Origin of the sequence: Sutterella megalosphaeroides (assembly GCF_003609995.1) — a bacterium.
In the GTDB taxonomy this organism is placed as follows: Bacteria; Pseudomonadota; Gammaproteobacteria; order Burkholderiales; family Burkholderiaceae_F; genus Sutterella; species Sutterella megalosphaeroides.
In genome coordinates, this window is record NZ_AP018786.1 from 2,098,137 (window position 1) to 2,118,727 (window position 20,591).

Consider the following 20,591-nt stretch of genomic DNA (forward strand, 5'->3'; position numbering starts at 1 on the left):
ACGCGCGAACCGCGAGAAAGGCCGCGGAAGCCCCACAAAAAAATCGACCGCCCTTCGCAAGCGTCCCCGATTCGGTTCGGGGCGGCTGCCAAGAACGGTCGACGAGTCCGGAATACGGGGAGTCGGACGAAAACGGAATTCGTCTCTTCCCCCCCTATTCGGCCTTATTCAATCATTCCACCTCTTTGAGGCTCTTGATCGGCGTGAACGTGCCGTCTTCGTTCGGACGGAAGACGTAGTGTTCCTTGAGGTAGATGATGTCCTTGCGGTCGACCGCTTCGAGTTCGGCGAGAATCGCCGCGCGCGCGACGACGTTCGCACCCGCCGCGACGGCGAGGTTTTCGATGGCGGCAAGCGACTCGCCCGTGGCGATCACGTCGTCGATCAGAGCGACGCGCTTCCCGCGAATCTTCTCGGCCTCAACGCCGTCGAGCCACAGGGTCTGCTCCTTCTGGGTCGTGACGGACCGCGCCGAGAAGCAGATGGCGTTTTGCATGTAGGGCTTCTTGCTCTTACGCGCCACGACGAATTCCTTCATCCCCATGAGGCGGCTCATTTCGTACGTGAGGCAGATCCCCTTCGCTTCGGCGGTCATGAGGACGTCCACTTCCGGGAGGCGCTTCACGAGTTCGGGAGCGACCGTCTGAACGAGTTCCGTGTCGGAAAGGCACACGAAGCTCGCGAGCGCGAGGTTGTCGGCCACGCGCACGTAGGGAAGTTTGCGCTTGAGACCGCAGATTTCGAAGTCAAAGTATTTCACGAGGAATCTCCGAGAAAAAAATACAAACAACGGGAAACTGTTGCGTCATCCGTGCGGGGGGCGCGTCGCCCCGGGGGGCATTCCGGCGGGGTTGAATCCGCCGGTTCGATCGGCGCGAAGGAGGGCCGTGAGCGCGGTCCCCGAAAAAGAGGGAGCGGGACCGCGGGGGCCTGCCATCTGGTCGATCGACTCGAGGCGACTTGGGGTTGAAGGGTAAATAAAAAAACCAAACGGGTGTGAGTACTCACTTGAACTCTACGAGCACGCGCCCCGTCATCTCCGCGGGCGGCTCCACCCCCATGAGGGCGAGCACCGTGGGCGCGACGTCGGCGAGCACGCCCGAGTCGACCGAGGCGACGCGATCGGAGACGACCACGATCGGGACGGGGTTCGTCGAGTGCGCCGTGTTGGGGGAGCCGTCGGGGTTGACCGCGTTGTCGGCGTTTCCGTGGTCGGCGATCTGTACGACCTCGTAGCCCGCAGCCGTTGCCGCTTCGACGACCGTCTTCGCCGCTTCGTCGACCGCGCGCACCGCGGCTTCGATCGCGGGATAGACGCCCGTGTGCCCGACCATGTCGCCGTTGGCGAAGTTGAGCGCCACGAAGTCGTACGTCCCCGCGGCAAGTGCCGCGGCGAGCTTTTCGGCCACTTCCGGAGCGCTCATTTCGGGCTTCAAGTCGTAGGTCGCGACCTTCGGGCTCGGAACGAGAATGCGGTCTTCGCCTTCGAACGTCTCTTCGCGGCCGCCGTTCAAGAAGAACGTCACGTGCGCGTACTTTTCGGTTTCCGCGATCCGCAACTGCTTGAGGCCCTTCGACGCGACCCATTCGCCGATCGTGTTGACGACGTTTTCTTTCGGGAAGAGGACATGCAACCCCCGGAACTTCGCGTCGTACGGGGTCATCGTCGCAAAGTAAAGGGGCATCGGTTCCATCCCCTCGACGGCTTCCTGCGTGAGAACGCTCGTCAACTCTTTGGCACGGTCGTTGCGGAAGTTGAGGAAGAGCACCGCGTCCTTCGCGCGAATCCGACCGACGGGCGAACCCGCCTCGTCCGCGAGCACGACGGGCTTCACGAATTCGTCGGTAACGCCCGCGGCGTAGGAGGCTTCGAGTGCGGCGACGAGGTCGCACGACGCTTCGCCTTCGCCCTTCGTGAGAAGATCGTAAGCAACGCGCACGCGCTCCCAGCGCTTGTCGCGGTCCATTGCGTAGTAGCGACCGACGAGGCTCGCCACGCGGCCGCCGAGTTCACCCGAGGCGCACTTCGCCGTGACGGCCTTGAGGAAGCCGAGGCCGCTCTTCGGGTCGGTGTCGCGCCCGTCGGTGAAGGCATGGACGAACGTGCGATCGGACACCCCTTCTTCGAGCGCGAGCTTCATGAAGCGCTCGAGATGTTCGTTCGACGCGTGCACGCCCCCGTCGGAGAAAAGCCCCATCAGGTGCAAGGCCGCTCCCGTCGACTTCACGTATTCAAAGAGCGCGCGCACTTCGGGGTTGGCGGCGAGCGCCTCGGGCGAGTCCGCCTCGGCGCGGCACGCGCGGTTGATTTTCACGAGATCCTGAAAGACCACGCGGCCCGCGCCGATATTGAGGTGTCCGACTTCGGAATTCCCCATCTGCCCTTCGGGCAGCCCCACGGCGAGCCCGTCGGTACGCAGTTCGGCATGCGGCCAACGTTCGGCCAGAGCCGTCAGAAACGGCGGACGAACGGCGGAAATCACGTCGGCGGCGGAACCGTCGCCCCGTCCCCAACCGTCGAGAATCATCAAAAGGACCTTGCGGCTCATCGGTTAACCTCGTTTGCTGTCAATTCAACCTACGCAAACCCGACGTTCGGGGTTTGCGGCTCGTTTGGGCCATGCGCGTCGCGCAATCGGGCGCCCGGTTTCGAAACCGTCGGCTTTGAAACCGGGGCGCGCTCCAATGGTGAGGATTATTGCAGACCGTCGCGGTTGAGTTCTCCGCCCTGGGTGAGAATCAGCTCCTTCAAAAGCCGCGCGAGCGTTGCGCGGTGTTCGGGAGAGATTCCGCCCACGATCTGCCGCTCCACCTCGACGTGCGACGTGACGGCTTTGAGCGTCAGTTCCCGCCCCGCCTCGGTTGCTTCGAGGATCACGCCGCGTCGGTCCTCGGGATCGGTGCGGCGCACGAGCCAGCCCTTTTCCTCGAGCTTTTTGATGCGGTTCGAAAGCCCCCCCGAAGAGATGAGAATCTTTTCCTGGAGGATTTTCGGCGTGATCGTACGGCCGGGATTGCGCGTCAGGACGGCGAGCACCTCGAATTCGCCCCGGTTCAGGCCGAAGCGCGCGAGATTCTCGTCGACGCGACGCGCGATGTAGTAACTCATCCGCACGAGACGCGCAACGACCGGGATCCCGTCCGTATGAAGGTCGGGCACCTCGGCGAGCCACTCTTCTTCGAGCGAATCGACGAAGTCCCGGAGGTCGCGCACGTTGGCGTCGGGTTGCGACTGCATCTCGCCGATCAGTTGCCGCCGTTGTGGCGCACGAGAAGGTTGCGGTAGATCGCGAAGATCGTTTCGAGGCGCTTTTCCTCGAAGTCGAAAGCCGCCTGGTGGTGACCGGCGTCAAGTTTCGAGCCCACGACGATGTAGGCGCCTTCGCCGCCCTTTTTCTGCACGCGCTTGATGAGCACCGTCGCGTCGTCCGAGCCGTTGAAGTTCATCGTTTCGACGACCTTTTCGACGTAGGGGGCCTTGGCGGCCGCTTCCGCCGCGAAGTCGCGCGCCTGAGCGTCGGGCACGAAGTCGACCGCTTCGCCCATCACTTCGTGCGTGACGGTGCAGCCGTACATGGCCGCCGCGCCTTCGACGCGGGCAAGAGCTTCCTCAAACATCGTCGTATTGATCTTTTCGTTTTCGCCGCGCACTTCGACCTGCATTTCGGCAGTCGACGCAATCACGTTGCGGCCTTCGCCCGCGCGGAGGTAGCCGACGTTGACGCGCGTCATGCCTTCGCCGTGGCGGGGAAGCGCCATCAACGCAAGCGCCGCAGTGGAGGCGGCCATCAGGGCGTTGCGGCCCACTTCGGGCTGCATGCCGGCATGCGACGGCGTCCCTTGGAATCGGAAGTCCACCTTCGTCGTGCAGAGGAACTTTTCGGGAGCGACGACCACTTCGCCGCCCGGGATGTCGCAGCCCACGTGCATGCAGTAGAGGAAGTCGACGTCGTCGACGATGCCGCTTTCGGCCATCGGACGCGCGCCGCGCACGCCTTCTTCGGCGGGCTGGAAGAGAAGCTTCACGGTGCCCGAGAGGTTGTCGCGGTTGGCGGCGAGCCAGTCGGCGAGCGCCATGCCGACCGCCTGGTGGCCGTCGTGACCGCAGGCGTGCATGTAGCCGGGGTTCTGCGAGGCGAACCCTTCGCGGTTCGGGGTGTGTTCGGGGGCGGCGGTTTCCGTGACGGGGACGCAGTCAAGCTCGAATCGGAGCGCCACGACCGGACCCGGACGGCCCGTTTCGAGAATGCCCGCAATGCCCGTCACGCCGTCGAGGCGCTTGAGGATTTCTTCCGAGACGCCCTTTTCGCGCGCGGCCTTGAGGCCCGCTTCGATCTGCTTCTTGTTCGCGCCGCGGATAAAGGCGTCGTTGATCACTTCGCGACCGCACAGGACCTTGAGACCCGCCTTTTCGAGGTGCTCGATCACGCGGGCCGAAGAAACGAACTCGGCCCAACCGGGTTCGGGCCAGCGGTGAACGTCGCGGCGAAGCGCGCAAATATCCGTAGCGTTGACGGGTTCCTGGAACGACATGTAAGCCTCCGATGGGATATGGAGCGACGCAGAGCGCCGCGGTCAAGTGAGAATACGGGAAAATTCGGTCGGAAAACAAAACCGGGACGCTGGGGTCCCGGTTTTTTAGGGCTCGGGCGCCCGCGCTTTACGCGTAACGAACGAGCGAGAAGACGAGTACGGCGACAAAGCCCGAAAGGAGCGGCACGCTCGTACGCTTGACGACCTCAAGGGGGTTCGCCTTCACGGTCGCCGCCACGATGATCGTCACGGCCGCCACGGGCGAAGCCGCGCGAATGAGGTTCGACGTGCACTGCATCGGGAGCGCCACCATGATGGGATCAACGCCCGCCTTTTCGGCAATCTGCGGGATAAGCTCGATGAAGCTGTAAAAGACGGCGTTCCCGGAGCCCGAAATGAAGGTGATGAGCGCGGTGATGCCGGAGAAGGCGAACATGAGACCCGTGCCCGCGTTTTCAACGTCGGAGAGCGAGTGCGAAATCATGTCGATGACGCCGATCGAGGAGAGCCCCGCCACCATGGTCGAGGCGGCGACGATCAGCACCACGACGCGCGAGAACCCGTCCCCCATGCCGCGGAAAAAGAGGTTCGCGTCCTTGAGGGTCGCCTTGGCGTCGCGCTTGCGGATCATTTCCGTTACGAACGCGAGCGCAAACGAGAAGATCGTGATTTCAACGAGACCCACCTTCACGGACTTGAAGGCCGCCCAGAAGAAGATCGTGAGAATGAGGGGGAGAATCGGGAAGATCGCGTAGTAGGCGGGAGCGTCCGCGGCCTTCGTCGCGAGCTTCGACTCGTCGATTTCGGCCGTCTGGCGACCGGCGTCGCGCTTGTCCATGTACTTCTGCCAGAAGTAGTGCACGATGCCCATCACGACGATCGCGGGAATCGTGATCGGCGCGTGGTGGTAGAAGACGTAGTCGACGACGTGTTCGAACCCGAGCACGCGCGCGGCCACCACGTTGTCGCCCCCGAGCGGCGTCGGAACGATCGTGGCGGTCGTGGCGATGACGCCCGCAGCCGTCATCGGACTCATCTTCGCCGCGCGAAGGACGGGGTAAAGGGTCGCCATGAGGATGACGGCGAGCGACGAAGCGCTCGGAATGATGATCGAGAGAATCGTGCCGATCCAGAAGACGAGCGGAACGAGCACGTAGGGCGAACGCACCGCGGCGAGCGGACGCGAGAGCACTTCGATCACTTTGTCGTTCGCGCCGATGTGCGACATGTAGGCCGCAAAGCCGAAGAGCGTGAGGATGATGAGACCCGCGTTTGAGTACTGCTTCACGAAGAGGTCCTTCACGACCTTGAAGGGGTCGACCCACGCCAGCCCCGAACTCGCCTTTTCGGCAAGCACCGGATGGCCGAGCGCGAGCGCGGCGAAAAGGAGAACGAGGCCGGTGGCAAAGAGCACCACCTTGGCGTCGTAGTTCTTCGCAATGGCCCAGCCGGCCACCACGAGAGCCACGAGGGAGAGGATCACTTCCAGCATGTTTGTCTCATCGGCGGCCCGTAAGGCCGCTCCGTCGTTGGGAAAACGCGAGATGTTAAAGATTTTCAGGGCTCCGCGCGTCGGGAAACCCCGTAGGTCGTCCTACTTTTTATCTTGATCTGAAGATTTCTTAATTCGAATCAAACTGTAACTTTTCCGAAATTTTGCGTCCGCACGATCGGTTTTTCCGTCCATTTGCGGCTTTTTCCTTGTCCCCCAGGCTTTCTCGGGAAATGCCGTGCGAGGTACCCCGTGGAAAAAAGAAAACTTTCTCTTCACGTGAAATATCTTCACACGAAGAGAAATTTGTGCTATAGTTCACCTCATGCAGACGAAAGCGCACCTCACGGACGTTTTCGTCGCCATCCGTGAAGGGATCGAAGCCTCGAGCAACACCTCTTGAGGGAGAGGGTGCGGCTCGAGGCTTTTTATTCGCCCGTTGCCCGCACACGCCGCTCGTCGCGACGAGCGCCGCGCCCCGTGATGAGATGGTCAAACCCGCCTTTTCTGGAGATACGCCCATGGCCGATTCCGCGAGTTCCGTTTCCGAGAGTCTTTCGCCCTCGTTGCAGTCCCTGTCGCAACCGCGCACGCCCTCGGTCTCGCCCGTCGCAGGCGCTCTGCTCGTTGCCGCGGCGGCCGCGCTCTGGGGTACGGTCGGAACGGCTCAGACCTTCATCGTCGGGGGCCTCGCCCCCGCCTGGGTGGGGGCTCTGCGTCTCATCTTCGCCACGGTCTTTTTCGGGCTTTTGCTGCTCGTGGCGGGTCGATCGCGCGAAGACGCGACGCACGCCGAGCGCTTTCCCTTCGGGCTCGCGCTCTTTGCGGGGCTCGCGATGGGCTTTTACAACCTTGCGTTTTTTGCCGGCGTCAAAGCCGCGGGCATTGCCGTCGGTACCGCGGCCGTGATCGGGAGCGCTCCCGTTTGGGCGGGGTTGCTGGAAACGATCGTCTTCAAAAAGCGTCCACCCCTTCTGTGGTGTGCGGGGACGGTCGTTGCCGTCGCCTCCGGGACGCTTCTCGCGCTCTCGGGAACAACCGGCGCGCAGCTCGACCTCGGAGCGCTCGGCCTCTGTCTCCTTGCGGGCTTTATGTACGCCTCCTACACGCTTCTTTCGAAGTCGCTCGTGCGTCGCACGACGCCCTTGCGCGCCACAAGCGCGACGTTTCTCTTTGCGATGCTCGTGGCGTTGCCCGCCGCATTTCTCATTTCGGGCACGCCCGACATGGCCCCCGCCGACCTGCGGGTGGTCGCCTACCTCGGTCTTGTGACGACGGGGGGCGCGTACCTTCTCTTTACGACGGGTCTGAAAGGCATCCGCGCCTCGACGGGCGTCGCGCTCTCGCTCGTCGAACCGGTGACCGCTTTTCTTCTCGCCGTTACGGTGGCGGGCGAGGCCGTGACCCTCACGGGCGTTCTCGCGCTGGCGGGCATTCTGGCGGGGTTGGCAATCGTGCTGAAGGCGGACGCCTGAGAAACGTCTGAAGCGGGGGCGGGAAGGTTCCTCGCCCGCGGGTTACCTTTTGAAGGCGGAGAGGTCGAACGGAGCCGCTCTCAGAACGATTTCCGCCCGCGCGATGCGACGCACGAGCCGAAGCCGCTTCACGGCGGGCCACCAGGAAAAGAGCAATCGGTCGTACGGATTCCAAAGCGCCACCCACCCGAGAACGAGCATCCCTTCGGAAATCGTCGAGGTGACCGTCGGGTAGTCGGGAAAGTCGGCAAGCCACCGCACGACTTGGCACCCGAGCATGAAAACGAACCCCCAGAAGCACGCCGTCCCCACGCTTCGCAAGGCCTCGCGGGCTTCTCGAGCCCGCCGCGCGATGCGCTCCTTGAAATACCGAGCCGTCATCGCCTGAAGGAGCGCTTCGTCGCCCGCGTTCACCGCCTCGGGCGGCAGCAGCAAAACGATCCGCACGGGGTCCGTCTCGGGCACGCCCGACACCTCGTCTTCGACGTACTCGACGATGTCTTCGTTCATGTCGACGTACGGAAGCGGCACGGGCACGGTCGTCGCGAACGCGTCCGCCACGTCCGCGAGAAAGAGCCGTACCTCGCGCACGCCGTCGGGCATGCGCTCGCTCGCGGCGTGCTCGAGCATGTATTCGAGCTTCTCGCGCGTGAGGCCGAGCCGGTCGTAGACGTCGCAATGCTCGGGAAGTTCCGGGAGTTCGGGATCGGGGGTCGGGCGCATCGGGCTGCCTCGGAGGGTCGAAAAAGAATGGAGAACGGGTTTTTTCATTCATCATACCGCCCGTCAGGTCCCCGATTTTTCATCCTTTTCCCTGTAACTCGGGTGTTTTCCTTAGCTTGACGGGGCCCGAGACGCCCGAATCGCAGGCACAATGGCAGAACATCTTCGGAGACACTCATGCTGTTCGAACTGCGCCAATCGCTCCTGCTTCTACTCACCGCCACCATCTGGGGGCTCTCGTTCGTCGCCCAGTCGGTCGGGATGGACCACGTCGGTCCCTTTACGTTCACCGCGTCCCGCATGGCGCTCGGCACGCTCGTTCTGCTTCCCTGGGTGTTTTTCGCCCGTCGTCGTCTCGCCCGCAACCGGCCCGACACCTACGCCGAACGCACGACGCCCGCGTACCGCAAGCGGCTCCTTCTCGGGGGTTTCCTTTGCAGCTTGTGCCTTTTTGCGGGCGAATCGCTCCAGCAGTTCGGGCTCGTTCACGACACCGAGGTCGGCAAAGCGGGCTTCATCACGGCGCTCTACATCGTGATCGTCCCATTTCTCGGGTTCTTTCTCGGAAAGCGCGTCTCCAAGCTCGTGCTCGTCGCGGTCGTCCTTTCGCTCGTCGGTCTCTGGTACCTGTGCGTTCCGCCCGAAGGCTTTTCGATCGAGCTCGGGGACTTTTTCATTTTCCTCTGTGCCTTCGTTTTTTCGCTCCACATCCTGGTCATCTCGCACTTCGTCACGCGCGTCGACGGGGTGGAGCTTGCCGTCACGCAGTTTGCCTTCGGCTCCGTCATCGCCGCGCTGATGATGCTGATTTTCGAAGACCCGACCATCGAGGGTCTCCGGGGCGCCCTGATTGCGATTCTCTGGGCGGGCATCATGAGCAACGGCCTTGCGTATACCCTCCAGATCGTCGGGCAACGCGGCATGAACGACACCGTCGCCTCCCTTATCATGAGTCTTGAGAGCGTCGTCTCCGTGCTTGCCGGATGGGCGATTCTCGGCGAAGTACTTTCGGAGCGCGAACTCCTCGGTTGCGTTCTGATGGCGGGCGCCGTGGTGCTCGCGCAGCTCCCGCAACCGAAGAGCGCCGGGAAGCCGCAAACCGAGTCGCGGCTCGGCTCGGATGCGACGGAGGCCGCCTGACCCGAGCGTTGCCGACGCACCGTTCTCCCGTTCTCCCCTTTCCCCTCAGCCCCTCCGGAGAATACGACCATGTCCGATATCGTCCTGACTCTTTCCGTTCCCGCCGAAACGCTTGAGCGTGCGCGTGCCGTCTGCGAGCGCGACGGCACCGATCTTGAAACCGAACTCCTTCGTCGCATCGAGCTCATTGCCTCGCGCGACCGCGAAGCCCGTTCGATTCTCGTGACGCCCGACGCCGCCGACCGTTTGGCCGAACTCATGCAGGATCCGGCCTCGGGCGGGATCGAGCCCTCGGCCGCGCAGATGTTGCGTCATCTGAAGTAAGTCGATGCGATTCCGTTCGTACATCGCACTCGCACTGACCGCGACGGCGATCGTGCCCTTTTTCGCTTGGAGCGTGCTCCAGCGCGGGGACGTCGATCGTCGCATTCTCGAAAGCGATGCCGAGCAGTCCCGCGCCGCGCACGAAGCGGCGCGTCTCGTTGAAGAGCGGCTCGAAACGCTCGCGCAGCTCGCGCGCTACGCGGCCCGCTCGGTCGGCGAGGCGGCGCGCGCCGAACCGACGCCCGTTTCGCCCGAAAAGGTCGAACTGTTGCTACGCGACGTCGTCAAAAGCTTCCCGACGCTCAACAATCTGCACGTCGACCGCCTCGCACCCGAGAGCGCTCGCGTGGCGGCCTTTTATCCCCCGCACGCTTCGGACGGCCGCGCTCTTCTCGGCGTCGACCATTCGACCCGATGGCACGTCGCCGCCAAACGCCGGGGGCTGGAGGGAGTCGCCTTTTCCCCCGTTCTCACAAGCTCCCAAAACCGCGAAGCGCCGCCCATCCTGACCTTTGCGGCGGATGTCCCGGGATCGCCCGAGTTGCTGTTGTCGGGAGCCGTCGAGCTTGAGGCGCTTTTGCATGAAATCGAAGGCTCGCTTTCCTCGCGCGGGCTTCAGCTCACGGTGCTTACGCCCGAGCGCCAAATCGTCTGGCCCGCTTCGACCGCGCCGCACGTGCGAACCTGGCCCGAAGTACCCGACGATCGCAGTCTGATCGGCTTGGGCTCGGCGCGACGCTTCGTCACCGTAGCGCACCTCCCCGACTCCGTCTCCGGCTGGGCCATTGTCGTCTCGAAGCCCGAAAGCCTGCGCTCCGCGGAGCGGCGCCGCATCGAGCGACGTACCGCACTTTTGGCAAGCGCCGTACTGCTTCTCACGCTCGTTGCGGGCTGGGCCGCGGGCCGACCGCTGCGTCGGGCGTTCCGACAGTTGGAAGAGGATCTCGACGCACGGGGTTTCGGCACGGACCGCACGACCATCCGGCGCGGTCCCGACGAGTTGCGTCACGTGCAACGCGTCTATCGCGAGGTGCGCCGTGCGCTCGACGCGCGAAACGCTCAACTTTCCGCCACCGCCGAGCAACGCGCGCGCGAACTCGAGGCCGAGGAGCTCCTTTTCCGATCGGTCTTCGACGGAATCGAGCTTCCCTTCCTGCTGCTCGACGCCGACTGGAAGCCGCACCTCAGAAACCGTGCGGCGACGTCTCTGAACGACCGCGTGGCCGAGCGTCTCGTCGACGAAGCGCGCGCGCACTGGACTACGCCCGATGCCGCCGACACGACGACGGTCGACGTGCGCAATGACGACGGCAGGCTCGAAACCTTTGCGCTGCACGTTTTCCCCTTTTCCGCGCGACGCTCGACGCTTGCGGAGGGCTACGCTCTGCTCGTCGAGTCGGTCACCGATCGAGAAGCTTTGAAGCGCATGAAGGACGACCTTCTCGGGATCGTAGCGCACGAACTCAAGACCCCCGTCACCGCATGCCGCCTGCAAGTCGAACGGCTCGAGAGCACGCTCGGGCCCCACGAAGGACTGCGAGCGCTCGATCGCGACCTCGACCATTTGCGACACATCGTTCACGACTGGCTCTCGGTCGCGCGCATCGACGGGGGCACCTTTACCGTGTACCCGAGCGTCGTTCAGCTCGATCCCCTCCTGCGCAAAGCCCGACGGCTCGTACGCGCGAGGTACGACTTCGACTTTTCGGTCTCGGTCGACGAGGAGGCGGAGTGCATCTTTGCGGACGCAAGTGCCCTCACCGACGTGTTTGTCAATCTCTTTACGAATGCGTGCCGCTACGCGAAACCCGACAAAAAGCCCGTCGTCGCGGTGACGGCACGGCGCGAGGGAAACGACATCGTCATCGACGTGTGCGACCGCGGCATCGGCATCGCACCCGAAGACCTGGAGCGTATTTTCGACCGCTTCTATCAGGTCTCTCAAGGAACGCGACGCCGCACGGGCGGCACCGGTCTGGGGCTCGTGATTTGTCGGGCCGTGTGCACCGCGCACGGCGGCACGCTTGAAGCTTCTTGCGCCGGGGGCGTCACACGCTTTACGCTTCGACTGCCGCAACCCTCGCCTTGACGACCGATCGGGCCGGTTGACGCACTGCTTTCTTACAACGACGGAGGTTCGCGAGGCATTTATGACCCAACCCCTCATCCTCGTCGCCGACGACGAACCGCGCATTCGCGAGCTTGTCGCCGAGCATCTCAGGGCCGCAGGATTTGCCGTGAGCGAAGCCTGCGACGGCAAGACCGCCCTTGAGCTTTTCCATACGCTCTCCGTGAAGCCCGATCTCGTGCTCCTCGACCTGATGATGCCCGAGATGGACGGGCACGAAGCGCTCGCGCGTCTGCGCGAAACGAGCGACGTGCCGGTGATCATTCTGACGGCGCGCGATCTTTTCGACGACAAGCGGCGCACCTTCACGACGGGGGCGGACGACTACCTCGTCAAACCCTTTTCGTTGCCGGAATTGGAACTCCGTATTCGGGCGCTTTTGCGCCGAAGCGGGCACGGTGCCGATCGAAGCGAGGAGAGCCGCATTTCGACGGGCGACTTTCTTCTCGACGCCGAACGGTGTCGCATCGAGTGGCGCGGTCGCTCGGCCGCTCTGACCGGACGCGAGCTGCGGCTCCTCACGCCGCTCGTTTCACGCCCGGGAAACGTCGTGCGCTACGAAGAACTCCTTCGCGTGGGATGGCCCGACGATCCGTACGCGGACACCTCGCACCTTCGCGTGGCGATTGCTCGACTGCGGAAAAAAATCGCGGGACTCGGCCTCTCGCCTCGCGTGCTTTCGTCGTACTCCTCTGTCGGGTACCTCCTCGGCGATCTCTCCAACTACGACGACGATTACGGCGACGAGAGCGACGATTGAAACGCGGTTGCAATCTTTTTGCAACAAACCGGGATTACCGTACGGTTTTTCCCTTCGGAGAAATCCCATGCAGACCTCCCGTCGATCTTTCCTCGGTCGGGCCGCCGCGGGCCTCGGCCTTGCCGGCTCCGGCTCCCTTCTCGCTCCGACCGCTCGTGCAAACGAAAGCACGGCTCCCGCGTTTGACGCCGTCTACGACATCATCGTCGTCGGTTCGGGCATCAGCGGCACGATGGCCGCGCTTGTGGCCGCCCGCTCGGGCGCCAAGACGCTTCTCATCGAAAAGCTCAATCGCCTCGGCGGCACGTCGCGCTACAGCGCGCTTGACTTCTCGTGCGTCGGCAGCGATCGTCAGAAGGCCGAAGGGATCGAAGACACCCCCGAAGCCATGGTCGACGACATGGCCAAGGTGGCGGGCGGCCTTGCCGACCGCGAACGCGCCCTCAACGTGGCGCGCAACACCGCTCGTGCTCAAAAGGTCATGGCCGAGCACGGCGTGAAGTGGAAGAATCTTCTGAAGCTCGGCGGCCACTCGGCCAAGCGCTGTCTCATCGCCGAAGGGGGCGGTGCGGGCATCTTGCGCAGCCTCTGGGCGTCGTTCGAGCGCTACCCGAACCTCACCGTCATGCCTTCGACGAAGCTCGACGAGCTGATTCTCGACGAAACCGGCGTGACGGGCGTCGTCGTGCGCACCCATTACCTCTTCGACGCGTCGCTTCCGAACGACGACCGCGACAACCGATCGGGCGCCGTCAAGCGTTTCGGCGCTCGTCAGGGCGTCATCATGGCCACGGGCGGCTACGCGCGCGACAAGGAATTCATGAAGGACGAAGTGCCCTACCTCGAGCACACGTCGAACTCCTGCTCCGAAGGCGCCACGGCCGGCGCTCTGAAGAGCATGATCCGTGCGGGCGCCCGTCCCGTGCAGCTCGGTCTCTACCGCTTCAGCTTCGCTCTGCCGACCGAAGACTTCATTTGGGGCGTCGCGATCGACGCGAAAACCGGGAAACGCTACTGTGCCGAGTCGCTCGGGCGCAACGCTATTGCACTCGCGAGCATGCGCGTTCGTCAATCGTCGGGCAAGATGCCCTTCATCGTCTACGACGACGCCGCGCTCGAACTCTTCCACAACCTCGGTCGCGCCGCCAAGAGCCTTGCGGGCCTCAACGGTCGCAACGGCACGATGTACAAGTTCGACACGCTCGAAGCCCTCGCCCGTCACTTCGAGACGGATCCGAAGGCGCTCCGGGCGACGATCGACGCGTACAACGCCGACATCGCCGCGGGTCGCGACTCCGCTTTCGGCAAGGACCTCGAGCGCTCGGGCCGCAAAGTCCGACCGATCGGCAAGACCGGCCCCTTCTACGGCATTCCGATGACCGCGCGTTGGGACTACTGCCCGGGCGGCATCCTTACCGACACCGAAGCGCGCGCGCTCAAGCTCTCCGACGGCACGCCCCTTCCCGGGCTCTGGGTGGTCGGCGAAGCCGCGGGCGGCATTCACGGTGCCGAGCGTCTTACGGCCTGCTCGATGCCCGACTGCTCGGTGACGGGCATGCTCGCCGCCGAAAGCGCCGTCAACTCCGCCAAGAAGAGCCTCTGACAAGGATGTCATCCATGAAAAAGCACCTCCTTACCGCGGCCTTCGCCGCCCTCCTTCTCACCCCGACCTTTCAGGCCTCGGCCGTCGACCTGAAGCATAAGGGCTTTGAATGCTCCACCTGTCACGCGAAGGGCTTTACGGCGCCCGACCGCTCGACCTGTCTCACGTGCCACAAGTCCGACGACATCGTCAAAGCCACCGAGCGTTTCAACTTCACGACGAGCTTTACGAACCCCGTGACGGGTGAGACGAAGACGAGCATCGCGCCCGTCAACCCGCACGACAACTTCCACTTCGGCCGCGACGACCAGTGCGTCAACTGTCATAAGGAGCACAAACCCAGCACGACCACGTGCCAGACGTGCCACGACATCGAGCCCTGGGGCCTCAAAGCGCCTCGCTGATCCCCGGCGGCAGTACCCGCACGAAATCTTCTCCCCGACCGGGCCCCGGTCGGGGTTTTTGTTTGTTGGCATGCCGCGGTCTCCGCGTGAGATTTTTGCGTAAGGCCTTGAGCTTAGGTACAATGTCGTGCCTTTTTCATCGGTTGACGTCTTCACCCTCCCGAACCGGAGCCGTCGGCCGTTTTTCCAGCCTTACAAAAAATCCGAATCCCCTTACTCATGTCCGCCGATACAACGCCGCATACGTCCCACGCCGTGGACGACTCTTCCTTCGAACGCACGATGAAGGCCCGACATCTGATCATGCTCTCCCTGGGCGGCGTGATCGGAACGGGTCTTTTTTTCAACACGGGGTTTGTGATCGGTGAAGTCGGCGCGCTCGGCACCGTTCTCGCCTACCTCGTCGGCGCCACGCTCGTTTATTTCGTCATGCTGTCGCTCGGCGAACTCTGCGTGGCGATGCCCCACACCGGAAGCTTCCACCTCTACACCTCAAAGTACATTTCTCCGCGCGTGGGGTTCACCGTCGCGTGGCTCTACTGGCTCACCTGCACCGTCTGCGTCGGGACGTCCCTTCTCGGCGCGGGCCTCTCCATGCAGTACTGGTTCCCCGACACGCCGGTCTGGCTCTGGTGTCTCGTCTTCTGCGTGCTTGTTCTCGGCATGAACGTCTTTACGAGTCGACTTTTTGCCGAAGGCGAATTCGTCTTCTCGCTCATCAAGGTGGTGACGATTCAGGTCTTCATCATCTTGGGCGGTCTCGCCGTCTTCGGCGTTCTTCCGCTGGCCGACGGCTCGCCCGCCCCCTACTTCAAGAACCTCACCGAAGCGGGCCCCTTCCCGAACGGCATCCTCCCGATGGTGACGACCATGGTGGCCGTTTTCTTCGCCTTCTCGGGTACGGAACTCATCGGGGTCGCTGCGGGTGAAACGGAAAACCCGCAGCGCGTCATCCCGATGGCGATTCGCACGACCGTGGTGCGCCTCGTCGTCTTTTTCATCGGTACGATCGTCATTCTCGCAGCGCTTCTTCCGCCCGAAGAAGCGACGATCCTCAAGAGCCCCTTCGTGACGATTTTCGAACGCCTCGGCATTCCCTACGCCGCGAGCATCTTCAACTTCGTGATTCTCACGGCCGTCGTTTCCGCCGCCAACGCCAACCTCTTCGCGAGCGGGCGCATGCTCTGGTCGCTCTCGAAGGACGGCATGCTGCCCAAGGCTCTCGCCAAGCAAAGCAAGAACGGCCTCCCCGTCACGGCGCTCGTCGTTTCGATGCTGGGCGGCTGGGCCACGCTCGTCACCTCGGTCGTGGCGGCCGATACGGTCTTCGTCTTCTTGACGGCTCTCTGCGGCTTCTCGGTCGTGGTCGTCTGGATGTCGATCAGTCTCGCGCACATCAACTTCCGAAAGCGCTGGCTTGAAGAAGGTCGGTCGCTCGACGAGCTCCCCTACCGCGCACCCTGGTTCCCGTTCGTACCCGTGGCCGCCATCGTGCTCTGCTGCATCGCCTGCGTCGGCCTGGCCTTCGACCCCGAGCAGCGCCTGGCGCTCATCGTCGGCCTTCCCTTCTTCATCGGGTGCCTGCTCGTCTATCCGAAGCTCGCCGCACGGCGTCCGCAACACGGCGAGCCTCAAGAAGTCGCGCCCTGAGGCCCGTTCCTCATCCGCGATATGCGGATTTGAAAAATCCGCTCCTCTTCAGTACAATCCAATGATCTTTTTGGAGGCGTGGCAGAGCGGTTGAATGCACCGGTCTTGAAAACCGGCAACTCGCAAGGGTTCATGAGTTCGAATCTCATCGCCTCCGCCAAATAAGAAAGCCCGAATAGTTCATACTGTTCGGGCTTTTTTATTTTAAAAGAAACATTTTTTACAAACGGCACTTCTAAAAATTGTCATTTTTCCAGGAAATCAATCCTCCAACAGCAACTGCATCCCTGTTATCTCAATAATTTTATTGCCATCAGGCCGACCTAAATACCAAACCTTATATCCCGGCGGTCTACGAAGAGATTCCAAAATCGTCATTTCATAGTCATTTCCACAAGCCTTGACGATTTCCTCAACAATCTTTCTTGCCAATGCATCCGAGACACCGGAAACCAAGACATACGGCTTAACTTCAATGAAAAATCCCTTCAGTTTCCCTCGAATAGAAGGCGGTATGTCTTTTGCGGATATGACTAGCATTTCGGCTCCCTCAAAATCTCGACAATATCATTCGCCATTACCTCCAAAAGATTCATCTCAAGCGCCCGCGAACAAAACTCATCGATAACTGATTTTCTATCAAATCCGGATTTATCCATTCTGGATGCCATCGAAAAAGACAAATCTATTGTCAAGAATTTTTTATATAAATCTGCCATATCATAAACAAATGGCATTGGTGACCCAGAATGAACAAAACCAACCCGTGGGCTATATCCCATGGCAACAATAACTGTCGTTGCAACGCCATAAAGTAAACCGTTGCTGAAAGTTAAAATAGAGTTCACCAAATCACTGTCTTTGGGTCTTCCCGGAATATAAGCTCTACCTGACCAATCTACACCGTACCTTTGAGCCATCTCGGAATACATTTTCCGGACTCGAATACCCTCCATTCCCATCATCTCCGGTATTGACTTATCACCCAAGTCAAGCCCCGGGAATCGTTGAGAAAACATGCGACGCGCAACCAATAAACGGGAATCAGGATCACAACTCATTGTAATTTGTCGCAGCAGATTTCTAGAGTCCGATGTTGGTGATACGCCAGAAGCATAAAACGCCAAACCTTCCGCGCCTATCCAGCAGACCGTACATCCTGCCGAAGAGAGAATCTTGACAGCTTCATGCGTAATAGTTGTTCCAGGCCCCAATAAGATAGCAGCAACCAGACCAATAGGTATGCGAACAACATGGCATTCCGAATCAATCCATTTGACGCTACTATCGTCAACCTCCAATCTTCCATGCTCAAGATAGACATACGGATATCTATCCTTAACTTGTGGATATAAATCCCTCGTCAACTTTAAAAATATCTTTCTTGCCATAAATCCACCTAACATTCAAATAACCATCGAAACAAATAAATCTCCTACATACGAAAGAAAACACAGCCTTAATAAGACTTAATGTTTGCCTATTGACAAATCTATATTCTTGCGTTTAGTTCATCAATTAACGAATAATTAACCATCAAAGAAAGTCACACCCCCGCTTGCGCGGGGAATACATATGGCGCGTGATTCGCGCTTGAAGCCTGCCGGAAACACCCCCGCTTGCGCGGGGAATACTGAAAGTTGAGGTCGACAACGAGAATCGCAAGGGAAACACCCCCGCTTGCGCGGGGAATACGCGGGCGCCTTTGCGGCGTTCAAACTCGTCACGGAAACACCCCCGCTTGTGCGGGGAATACATTCTCGCTACGCTTGACAAACGCACGTCTCAGGAAACACCCCCGCTTGCGCGGGGAATACTTGGTTTCCTCCTTTGGTGATCGAGTCGATGAGGAAACACCCCCGCTTGCGCGGGGAATACCACCCTGTGCGGCCGAAAAGGCCAACCGATGCCCGGAAACACCCCCGCTTGCGCGGGGAATACAATGCCGAGGACTGGGACGAGTGCGCTCATCAGGAAACACCCCCGCTTGCGCGGGGAATACGCGCGCCGCCAGCACAATGCCGCGATGGATGAGGAAACACCCCCGCTTGCGCGGGGAATACTGGCCGACCACAACGCGCCCGGTACGTACGACGGAAACACCCCCGCTTGCGCGGGGAATACTTGGTATTGCTCCGAGCCCCGCAACCCGCGCCGGAAACACCCCCGCTTGCGCGGGGAATACCGACCGGCGTTGAACTTGATCGAGTCGGGCGTCAGAAACACCCCCGCTTGCGCGGGGAATACTTCCTTTGCCGCCTTGTTCTCAGACTGAAGCTGGAAACACCCCCGCTTGCGCGGGGAATACCACGCGAAAACGTGCGGAACGCCCGCAATCGTCGGAAACACCCCCGCTTGCGCGGGGAATACTTCATACCGAACTGCATGCCCGTCCAGTCCGCGGAAACACCCCCGCTTGCGCGGGGAATACACGGGACCAAGACAAAGGCCGCCCGCCGAGCCGGAAACACCCCCGCTTGCGCGGGGAATACGGGATCGAAAAGGCCCGGAGCGTGTAGGTCCCGGAAACACCCCCGCTTGCGCGGGGAATACAGCAAGATCTTGTATTACTCTTTAGCGAAAGAACCATATATTGCCATATGGCTGTACTCCAGGGTTTAGCTCAAACCTCTGCGATTGGGGTCCGAATAACTTTTCGTGATGCATATTTTTTATGCATTCCAAAAGTAACTGGAACGTCATACAAGACCATCCCGCCGATATGACCTCCACTCCAATCCTCTGTGATCTTCTCAAAAGGAATCCAAGAAGATTCTTTCAGAAGCTCTATTAGCCCTAATCTAGCTTCATCAGGTGTCGCAAAGCAACCGGAAAAAATCGGCTCTGAAGGTGGGCATCCTTTTCTCCCAAGATAGACTGGCCATTTTGGATTCTTAAGCCCATTCACCATGGCAATGGACCATCTCTCCGGAACCGTTAAGATGCAAGCAAAAGCTGCATCTTGCAGATAGTATCTCCGGGTCAACTTGGCACCACCATTATTGGCCTTTTTTCCATCTGATTTTTTAGGAATGCGAAGATAACTCCAGGGATCTCTATCATCATAGCCATTCCCTACCATATGGAAGTCCGAAATGACAGCTGGAAGAACTTGTGAATCCTTCCGTTGAAGGCAATAGACATCCAGTTTAGATGAACGAAGTTCCTCAAGAGAACCTTCTTGTGTTCCACCTCTTCCCATTGCACAGAAGAGCAAGCCAATTATTCCTGATTTTGTCGGAAACGGCAGAGTTTCACGAGAACCGAAAAGGCTTCGATCCCCCCAACTCTGCAACGGCCCTTCCAGCCATAGCAATAGACTTTTAGTCATGATGCACAGCATCCAGAATATTTTTGATCAAAACATCAATATTCTGACATTCAGTTCCTTCGCCAAAATCGATGCACGACTTCTTACCAAAAAGAGAACCGCATCGAGATTCCTTAGAGTCCAATTCACTCAGCATTGTTTTGATGCTCGGCTCAATATAGCCACCGCCATTCCCAGGTTTTACCGGAGAGTCAAAAGCGCACTGCAAAGGTTGCCCCTTCCTGATGTAACAGCGGCAAAAATCCCAAACACTAGAAGCAGCCATCGTCTTCTGTCGCGCCGACGGAACTGCCAAATATATTGCCTTTACAAAACTCGAAATAGCATAATCAATATCCTCTCTCTTTTCAAGACCAAGCGTATCAATAAGCTGCTGCACATCGAGCGAAATATATCGGTAGAAGGTAGCGGAGCTGAACTCATTAACACCCAAATGACCGCCTCCAGCTTCATCTTCCTCCCTCAGATCATCAAGACCCGAGAAGAAATCAAGCTCCGGAGCTGCCTTGTGAGTGCTAAAAGCATGATTAAATGAGCATGCTGCTTCAACATTCATTTCAGCAGCCTTTGCAACCATTCTCCCAAAAAGAGCAATGTCGAGACCGTCATATGGCGTAGCGCTAAGTTTTTTCAACAGAGCTTTGATCTTTTTCTCTGAACTCGATACATCAAGATTGCACTCCAACAGGCAGTCAACAATTTTATTGTACTCGGAGTCCGTGAGATAGAGCAAAGTATCATCGCTCAGGATTTTGGCCATTGCCGAAGCCACTTTTTTCTGTTCAGTCCCTGTTTTTTCCTGCAATTTGGCAGCAAGGACTTCAGCCACTTTCTTCGTTCTAATACCGAGAGTAACACCGAGCTCATGAAGCTTTGTGCGAACAGCACGTTTCCAACACTGCGAACTCACCCGGATTCGGGGCGCACCACCAATTGTGACCGTCTTGGGGCTTCCAACGTCGTCCCGATTCAGACATGAAACCGGAAAAGACTGAATGATATGGAATTCAATAATAGGTTTCATTCAA

Annotated in this window: 19 protein-coding genes, 1 tRNA gene and 1 CRISPR repeat array; of the genes, 9 read left to right on the forward strand and 11 right to left on the reverse strand. The window is 60.3% G+C overall.

Features of this window, described 5'->3' with window-relative positions:
- Nucleotides 1–172: 172 nt before the first annotated feature.
- From S6FBBBH3_RS08315 to S6FBBBH3_RS11120, 6 genes are all read right to left on the reverse strand, one after another.
- Nucleotides 173–760 (reverse strand): type I phosphoribosyltransferase, encoded by a 588-nt coding sequence (locus tag S6FBBBH3_RS08315; RefSeq protein ID WP_120177307.1) that lies wholly within the window; start codon nt 758–760, stop codon nt 173–175.
- Between the two features lie 244 nt (nt 761–1,004).
- Nucleotides 1,005–2,549, reverse strand: coding sequence for a 2,3-bisphosphoglycerate-independent phosphoglycerate mutase (gpmI, locus tag S6FBBBH3_RS08320; RefSeq protein WP_120177308.1), 1,545 nt, complete (start codon nt 2,547–2,549; stop codon nt 1,005–1,007).
- Nucleotides 2,550–2,695: 146 nt separating this feature from the next.
- Nucleotides 2,696–3,238 carry a MarR family winged helix-turn-helix transcriptional regulator gene (locus S6FBBBH3_RS08325; RefSeq protein WP_120177309.1) on the reverse strand — a complete coding sequence of 181 codons (543 nt, stop codon included), beginning with the start codon at nt 3,236–3,238 and terminating at the stop codon, nt 2,696–2,698.
- A gap of 8 nt (nt 3,239–3,246) precedes the next feature.
- Complete coding sequence (locus tag S6FBBBH3_RS08330; protein WP_120177310.1) at nt 3,247–4,533, reverse strand: amidohydrolase; 1,287 nt, start codon at nt 4,531–4,533, stop codon at nt 3,247–3,249.
- A gap of 127 nt (nt 4,534–4,660) precedes the next feature.
- Nucleotides 4,661–6,025 (reverse strand): C4-dicarboxylate transporter DcuC, encoded by a 1,365-nt coding sequence (gene dcuC, locus S6FBBBH3_RS08335; RefSeq protein WP_120177311.1) that lies wholly within the window; start codon nt 6,023–6,025, stop codon nt 4,661–4,663.
- Nucleotides 6,026–6,155: 130 nt separating this feature from the next.
- Nucleotides 6,156–6,548, reverse strand: a complete 393-nt coding sequence (locus tag S6FBBBH3_RS11120) for a hypothetical protein (protein ID WP_170143897.1) — start codon at nt 6,546–6,548, stop codon at nt 6,156–6,158.
- On the opposite strand from S6FBBBH3_RS11120, the gene S6FBBBH3_RS08340 reads away from it, so the two are divergent.
- Complete coding sequence (locus S6FBBBH3_RS08340; protein WP_170143898.1) at nt 6,547–7,500, forward strand: DMT family transporter; 954 nt, start codon at nt 6,547–6,549, stop codon at nt 7,498–7,500. The genes S6FBBBH3_RS11120 and S6FBBBH3_RS08340 overlap by 2 nt on opposite strands.
- Before the next feature lie 42 nt (nt 7,501–7,542).
- Here the strand turns inward: S6FBBBH3_RS08340 and S6FBBBH3_RS08345 are convergent, their stop codons facing one another.
- Entirely contained in the window at nt 7,543–8,271 is a 729-nt protein-coding gene (locus S6FBBBH3_RS08345) for a hypothetical protein (protein ID WP_123957685.1), read from the reverse strand.
- A 129-nt stretch (nt 8,272–8,400) separates the two neighbouring features.
- Between S6FBBBH3_RS08345 and S6FBBBH3_RS08350 the strand changes: the two genes are divergently transcribed.
- The 8 genes from S6FBBBH3_RS08350 to S6FBBBH3_RS08385 all read left to right on the forward strand — a co-directional run bounded on the left by S6FBBBH3_RS08350 (nt 8,401) and on the right by S6FBBBH3_RS08385 (nt 16,392).
- Nucleotides 8,401–9,363 carry a DMT family transporter gene (locus S6FBBBH3_RS08350; protein WP_120177314.1) on the forward strand — a complete coding sequence of 321 codons (963 nt, stop codon included), beginning with the start codon at nt 8,401–8,403 and terminating at the stop codon, nt 9,361–9,363.
- 69 nt (nt 9,364–9,432) lie between these two features.
- Complete coding sequence (locus tag S6FBBBH3_RS08355) at nt 9,433–9,687, forward strand: hypothetical protein (RefSeq protein ID WP_120177315.1); 255 nt, start codon at nt 9,433–9,435, stop codon at nt 9,685–9,687.
- 4 nt (nt 9,688–9,691) lie between these two features.
- Nucleotides 9,692–11,776 (forward strand): sensor histidine kinase, encoded by a 2,085-nt coding sequence (locus S6FBBBH3_RS08360; RefSeq protein WP_120177316.1) that lies wholly within the window; start codon nt 9,692–9,694, stop codon nt 11,774–11,776.
- A 61-nt stretch (nt 11,777–11,837) separates the two neighbouring features.
- Nucleotides 11,838–12,575 (forward strand): response regulator transcription factor, encoded by a 738-nt coding sequence (locus S6FBBBH3_RS08365; RefSeq protein ID WP_120177317.1) that lies wholly within the window; start codon nt 11,838–11,840, stop codon nt 12,573–12,575.
- 67 nt (nt 12,576–12,642) lie between these two features.
- Nucleotides 12,643–14,178, forward strand: a complete 1,536-nt coding sequence (locus S6FBBBH3_RS08370; protein WP_120177318.1) for an FAD-dependent oxidoreductase — start codon at nt 12,643–12,645, stop codon at nt 14,176–14,178.
- 14 nt (nt 14,179–14,192) lie between these two features.
- Nucleotides 14,193–14,582: a cytochrome c3 family protein gene (locus tag S6FBBBH3_RS08375; protein ID WP_170143899.1), complete on the forward strand. Its 390-nt coding sequence runs from the start codon at nt 14,193–14,195 to the stop codon at nt 14,580–14,582.
- A gap of 219 nt (nt 14,583–14,801) precedes the next feature.
- Nucleotides 14,802–16,232: an amino acid permease gene (locus tag S6FBBBH3_RS08380; protein ID WP_170143900.1), complete on the forward strand. Its 1,431-nt coding sequence runs from the start codon at nt 14,802–14,804 to the stop codon at nt 16,230–16,232.
- 72 nt (nt 16,233–16,304) lie between these two features.
- Nucleotides 16,305–16,392, forward strand: a tRNA-Ser gene (locus tag S6FBBBH3_RS08385).
- A 101-nt stretch (nt 16,393–16,493) separates the two neighbouring features.
- Here S6FBBBH3_RS08385 and cas2e read toward each other — a convergent pair.
- From cas2e to cas7e, 4 genes are all read right to left on the reverse strand, one after another.
- Complete coding sequence (cas2e, locus tag S6FBBBH3_RS08390) at nt 16,494–16,772, reverse strand: type I-E CRISPR-associated endoribonuclease Cas2e (RefSeq protein ID WP_120177320.1); 279 nt, start codon at nt 16,770–16,772, stop codon at nt 16,494–16,496.
- On the reverse strand, nt 16,766–17,623 hold the full coding sequence (gene cas1e / locus S6FBBBH3_RS08395; protein ID WP_120177875.1) for a type I-E CRISPR-associated endonuclease Cas1e: 858 nt from the start codon (nt 17,621–17,623) through the stop codon (nt 16,766–16,768). Before cas1e ends, cas2e begins: the two co-directional genes overlap by 7 nt.
- Before the next feature lie 153 nt (nt 17,624–17,776).
- A CRISPR array of direct repeats spans nt 17,777–18,785; the repeat unit is 29 nt; unit sequence GGAAACACCCCCGCTTGCGCGGGGAATAC.
- Between the two features lie 70 nt (nt 18,786–18,855).
- Nucleotides 18,856–19,563: a type I-E CRISPR-associated protein Cas5/CasD gene (gene cas5e / locus S6FBBBH3_RS08400; protein ID WP_120177876.1), complete on the reverse strand. Its 708-nt coding sequence runs from the start codon at nt 19,561–19,563 to the stop codon at nt 18,856–18,858.
- Complete coding sequence (gene cas7e / locus S6FBBBH3_RS08405) at nt 19,556–20,587, reverse strand: type I-E CRISPR-associated protein Cas7/Cse4/CasC (RefSeq protein WP_120177321.1); 1,032 nt, start codon at nt 20,585–20,587, stop codon at nt 19,556–19,558. The genes cas5e and cas7e overlap by 8 nt, the downstream gene beginning before the upstream one ends.
- Nucleotides 20,588–20,591: the final 4 nt, after the last annotated feature.

Coding starts and splice junctions, on each gene's coding strand:
- S6FBBBH3_RS08330 (WP_120177310.1), bottom strand. CDS start 4,533: ATGTCGTTCCAGGAACCCGTCAACGCTACGGATATTTGCGCGCTTCGC.
- dcuC (WP_120177311.1), bottom strand. CDS start 6,025: ATGCTGGAAGTGATCCTCTCCCTCGTGGCTCTCGTGGTGGCCGGCTGG.
- gpmI (WP_120177308.1), bottom strand. CDS start 2,549: ATGAGCCGCAAGGTCCTTTTGATGATTCTCGACGGTTGGGGACGGGGC.
- cas2e (WP_120177320.1), bottom strand. CDS start 16,772: ATGCTAGTCATATCCGCAAAAGACATACCGCCTTCTATTCGAGGGAAA.
- S6FBBBH3_RS08345 (WP_123957685.1), bottom strand. CDS start 8,271: ATGAAAAAACCCGTTCTCCATTCTTTTTCGACCCTCCGAGGCAGCCCG.
- S6FBBBH3_RS08350 (WP_120177314.1), top strand. CDS start 8,401: ATGCTGTTCGAACTGCGCCAATCGCTCCTGCTTCTACTCACCGCCACC.
- S6FBBBH3_RS08340 (WP_170143898.1), top strand. CDS start 6,547: ATGGCCGATTCCGCGAGTTCCGTTTCCGAGAGTCTTTCGCCCTCGTTG.
- S6FBBBH3_RS08365 (WP_120177317.1), top strand. CDS start 11,838: ATGACCCAACCCCTCATCCTCGTCGCCGACGACGAACCGCGCATTCGC.
- S6FBBBH3_RS08380 (WP_170143900.1), top strand. CDS start 14,802: ATGTCCGCCGATACAACGCCGCATACGTCCCACGCCGTGGACGACTCT.
- cas7e (WP_120177321.1), bottom strand. CDS start 20,587: ATGAAACCTATTATTGAATTCCATATCATTCAGTCTTTTCCGGTTTCA.
- cas1e (WP_120177875.1), bottom strand. CDS start 17,623: ATGGCAAGAAAGATATTTTTAAAGTTGACGAGGGATTTATATCCACAA.
- S6FBBBH3_RS08370 (WP_120177318.1), top strand. CDS start 12,643: ATGCAGACCTCCCGTCGATCTTTCCTCGGTCGGGCCGCCGCGGGCCTC.
- S6FBBBH3_RS08360 (WP_120177316.1), top strand. CDS start 9,692: ATGCGATTCCGTTCGTACATCGCACTCGCACTGACCGCGACGGCGATC.
- S6FBBBH3_RS08325 (WP_120177309.1), bottom strand. CDS start 3,238: ATGCAGTCGCAACCCGACGCCAACGTGCGCGACCTCCGGGACTTCGTC.
- cas5e (WP_120177876.1), bottom strand. CDS start 19,563: ATGACTAAAAGTCTATTGCTATGGCTGGAAGGGCCGTTGCAGAGTTGG.
- S6FBBBH3_RS08355 (WP_120177315.1), top strand. CDS start 9,433: ATGTCCGATATCGTCCTGACTCTTTCCGTTCCCGCCGAAACGCTTGAG.
- S6FBBBH3_RS08375 (WP_170143899.1), top strand. CDS start 14,193: ATGAAAAAGCACCTCCTTACCGCGGCCTTCGCCGCCCTCCTTCTCACC.
- S6FBBBH3_RS11120 (WP_170143897.1), bottom strand. CDS start 6,548: ATGGGCGTATCTCCAGAAAAGGCGGGTTTGACCATCTCATCACGGGGC.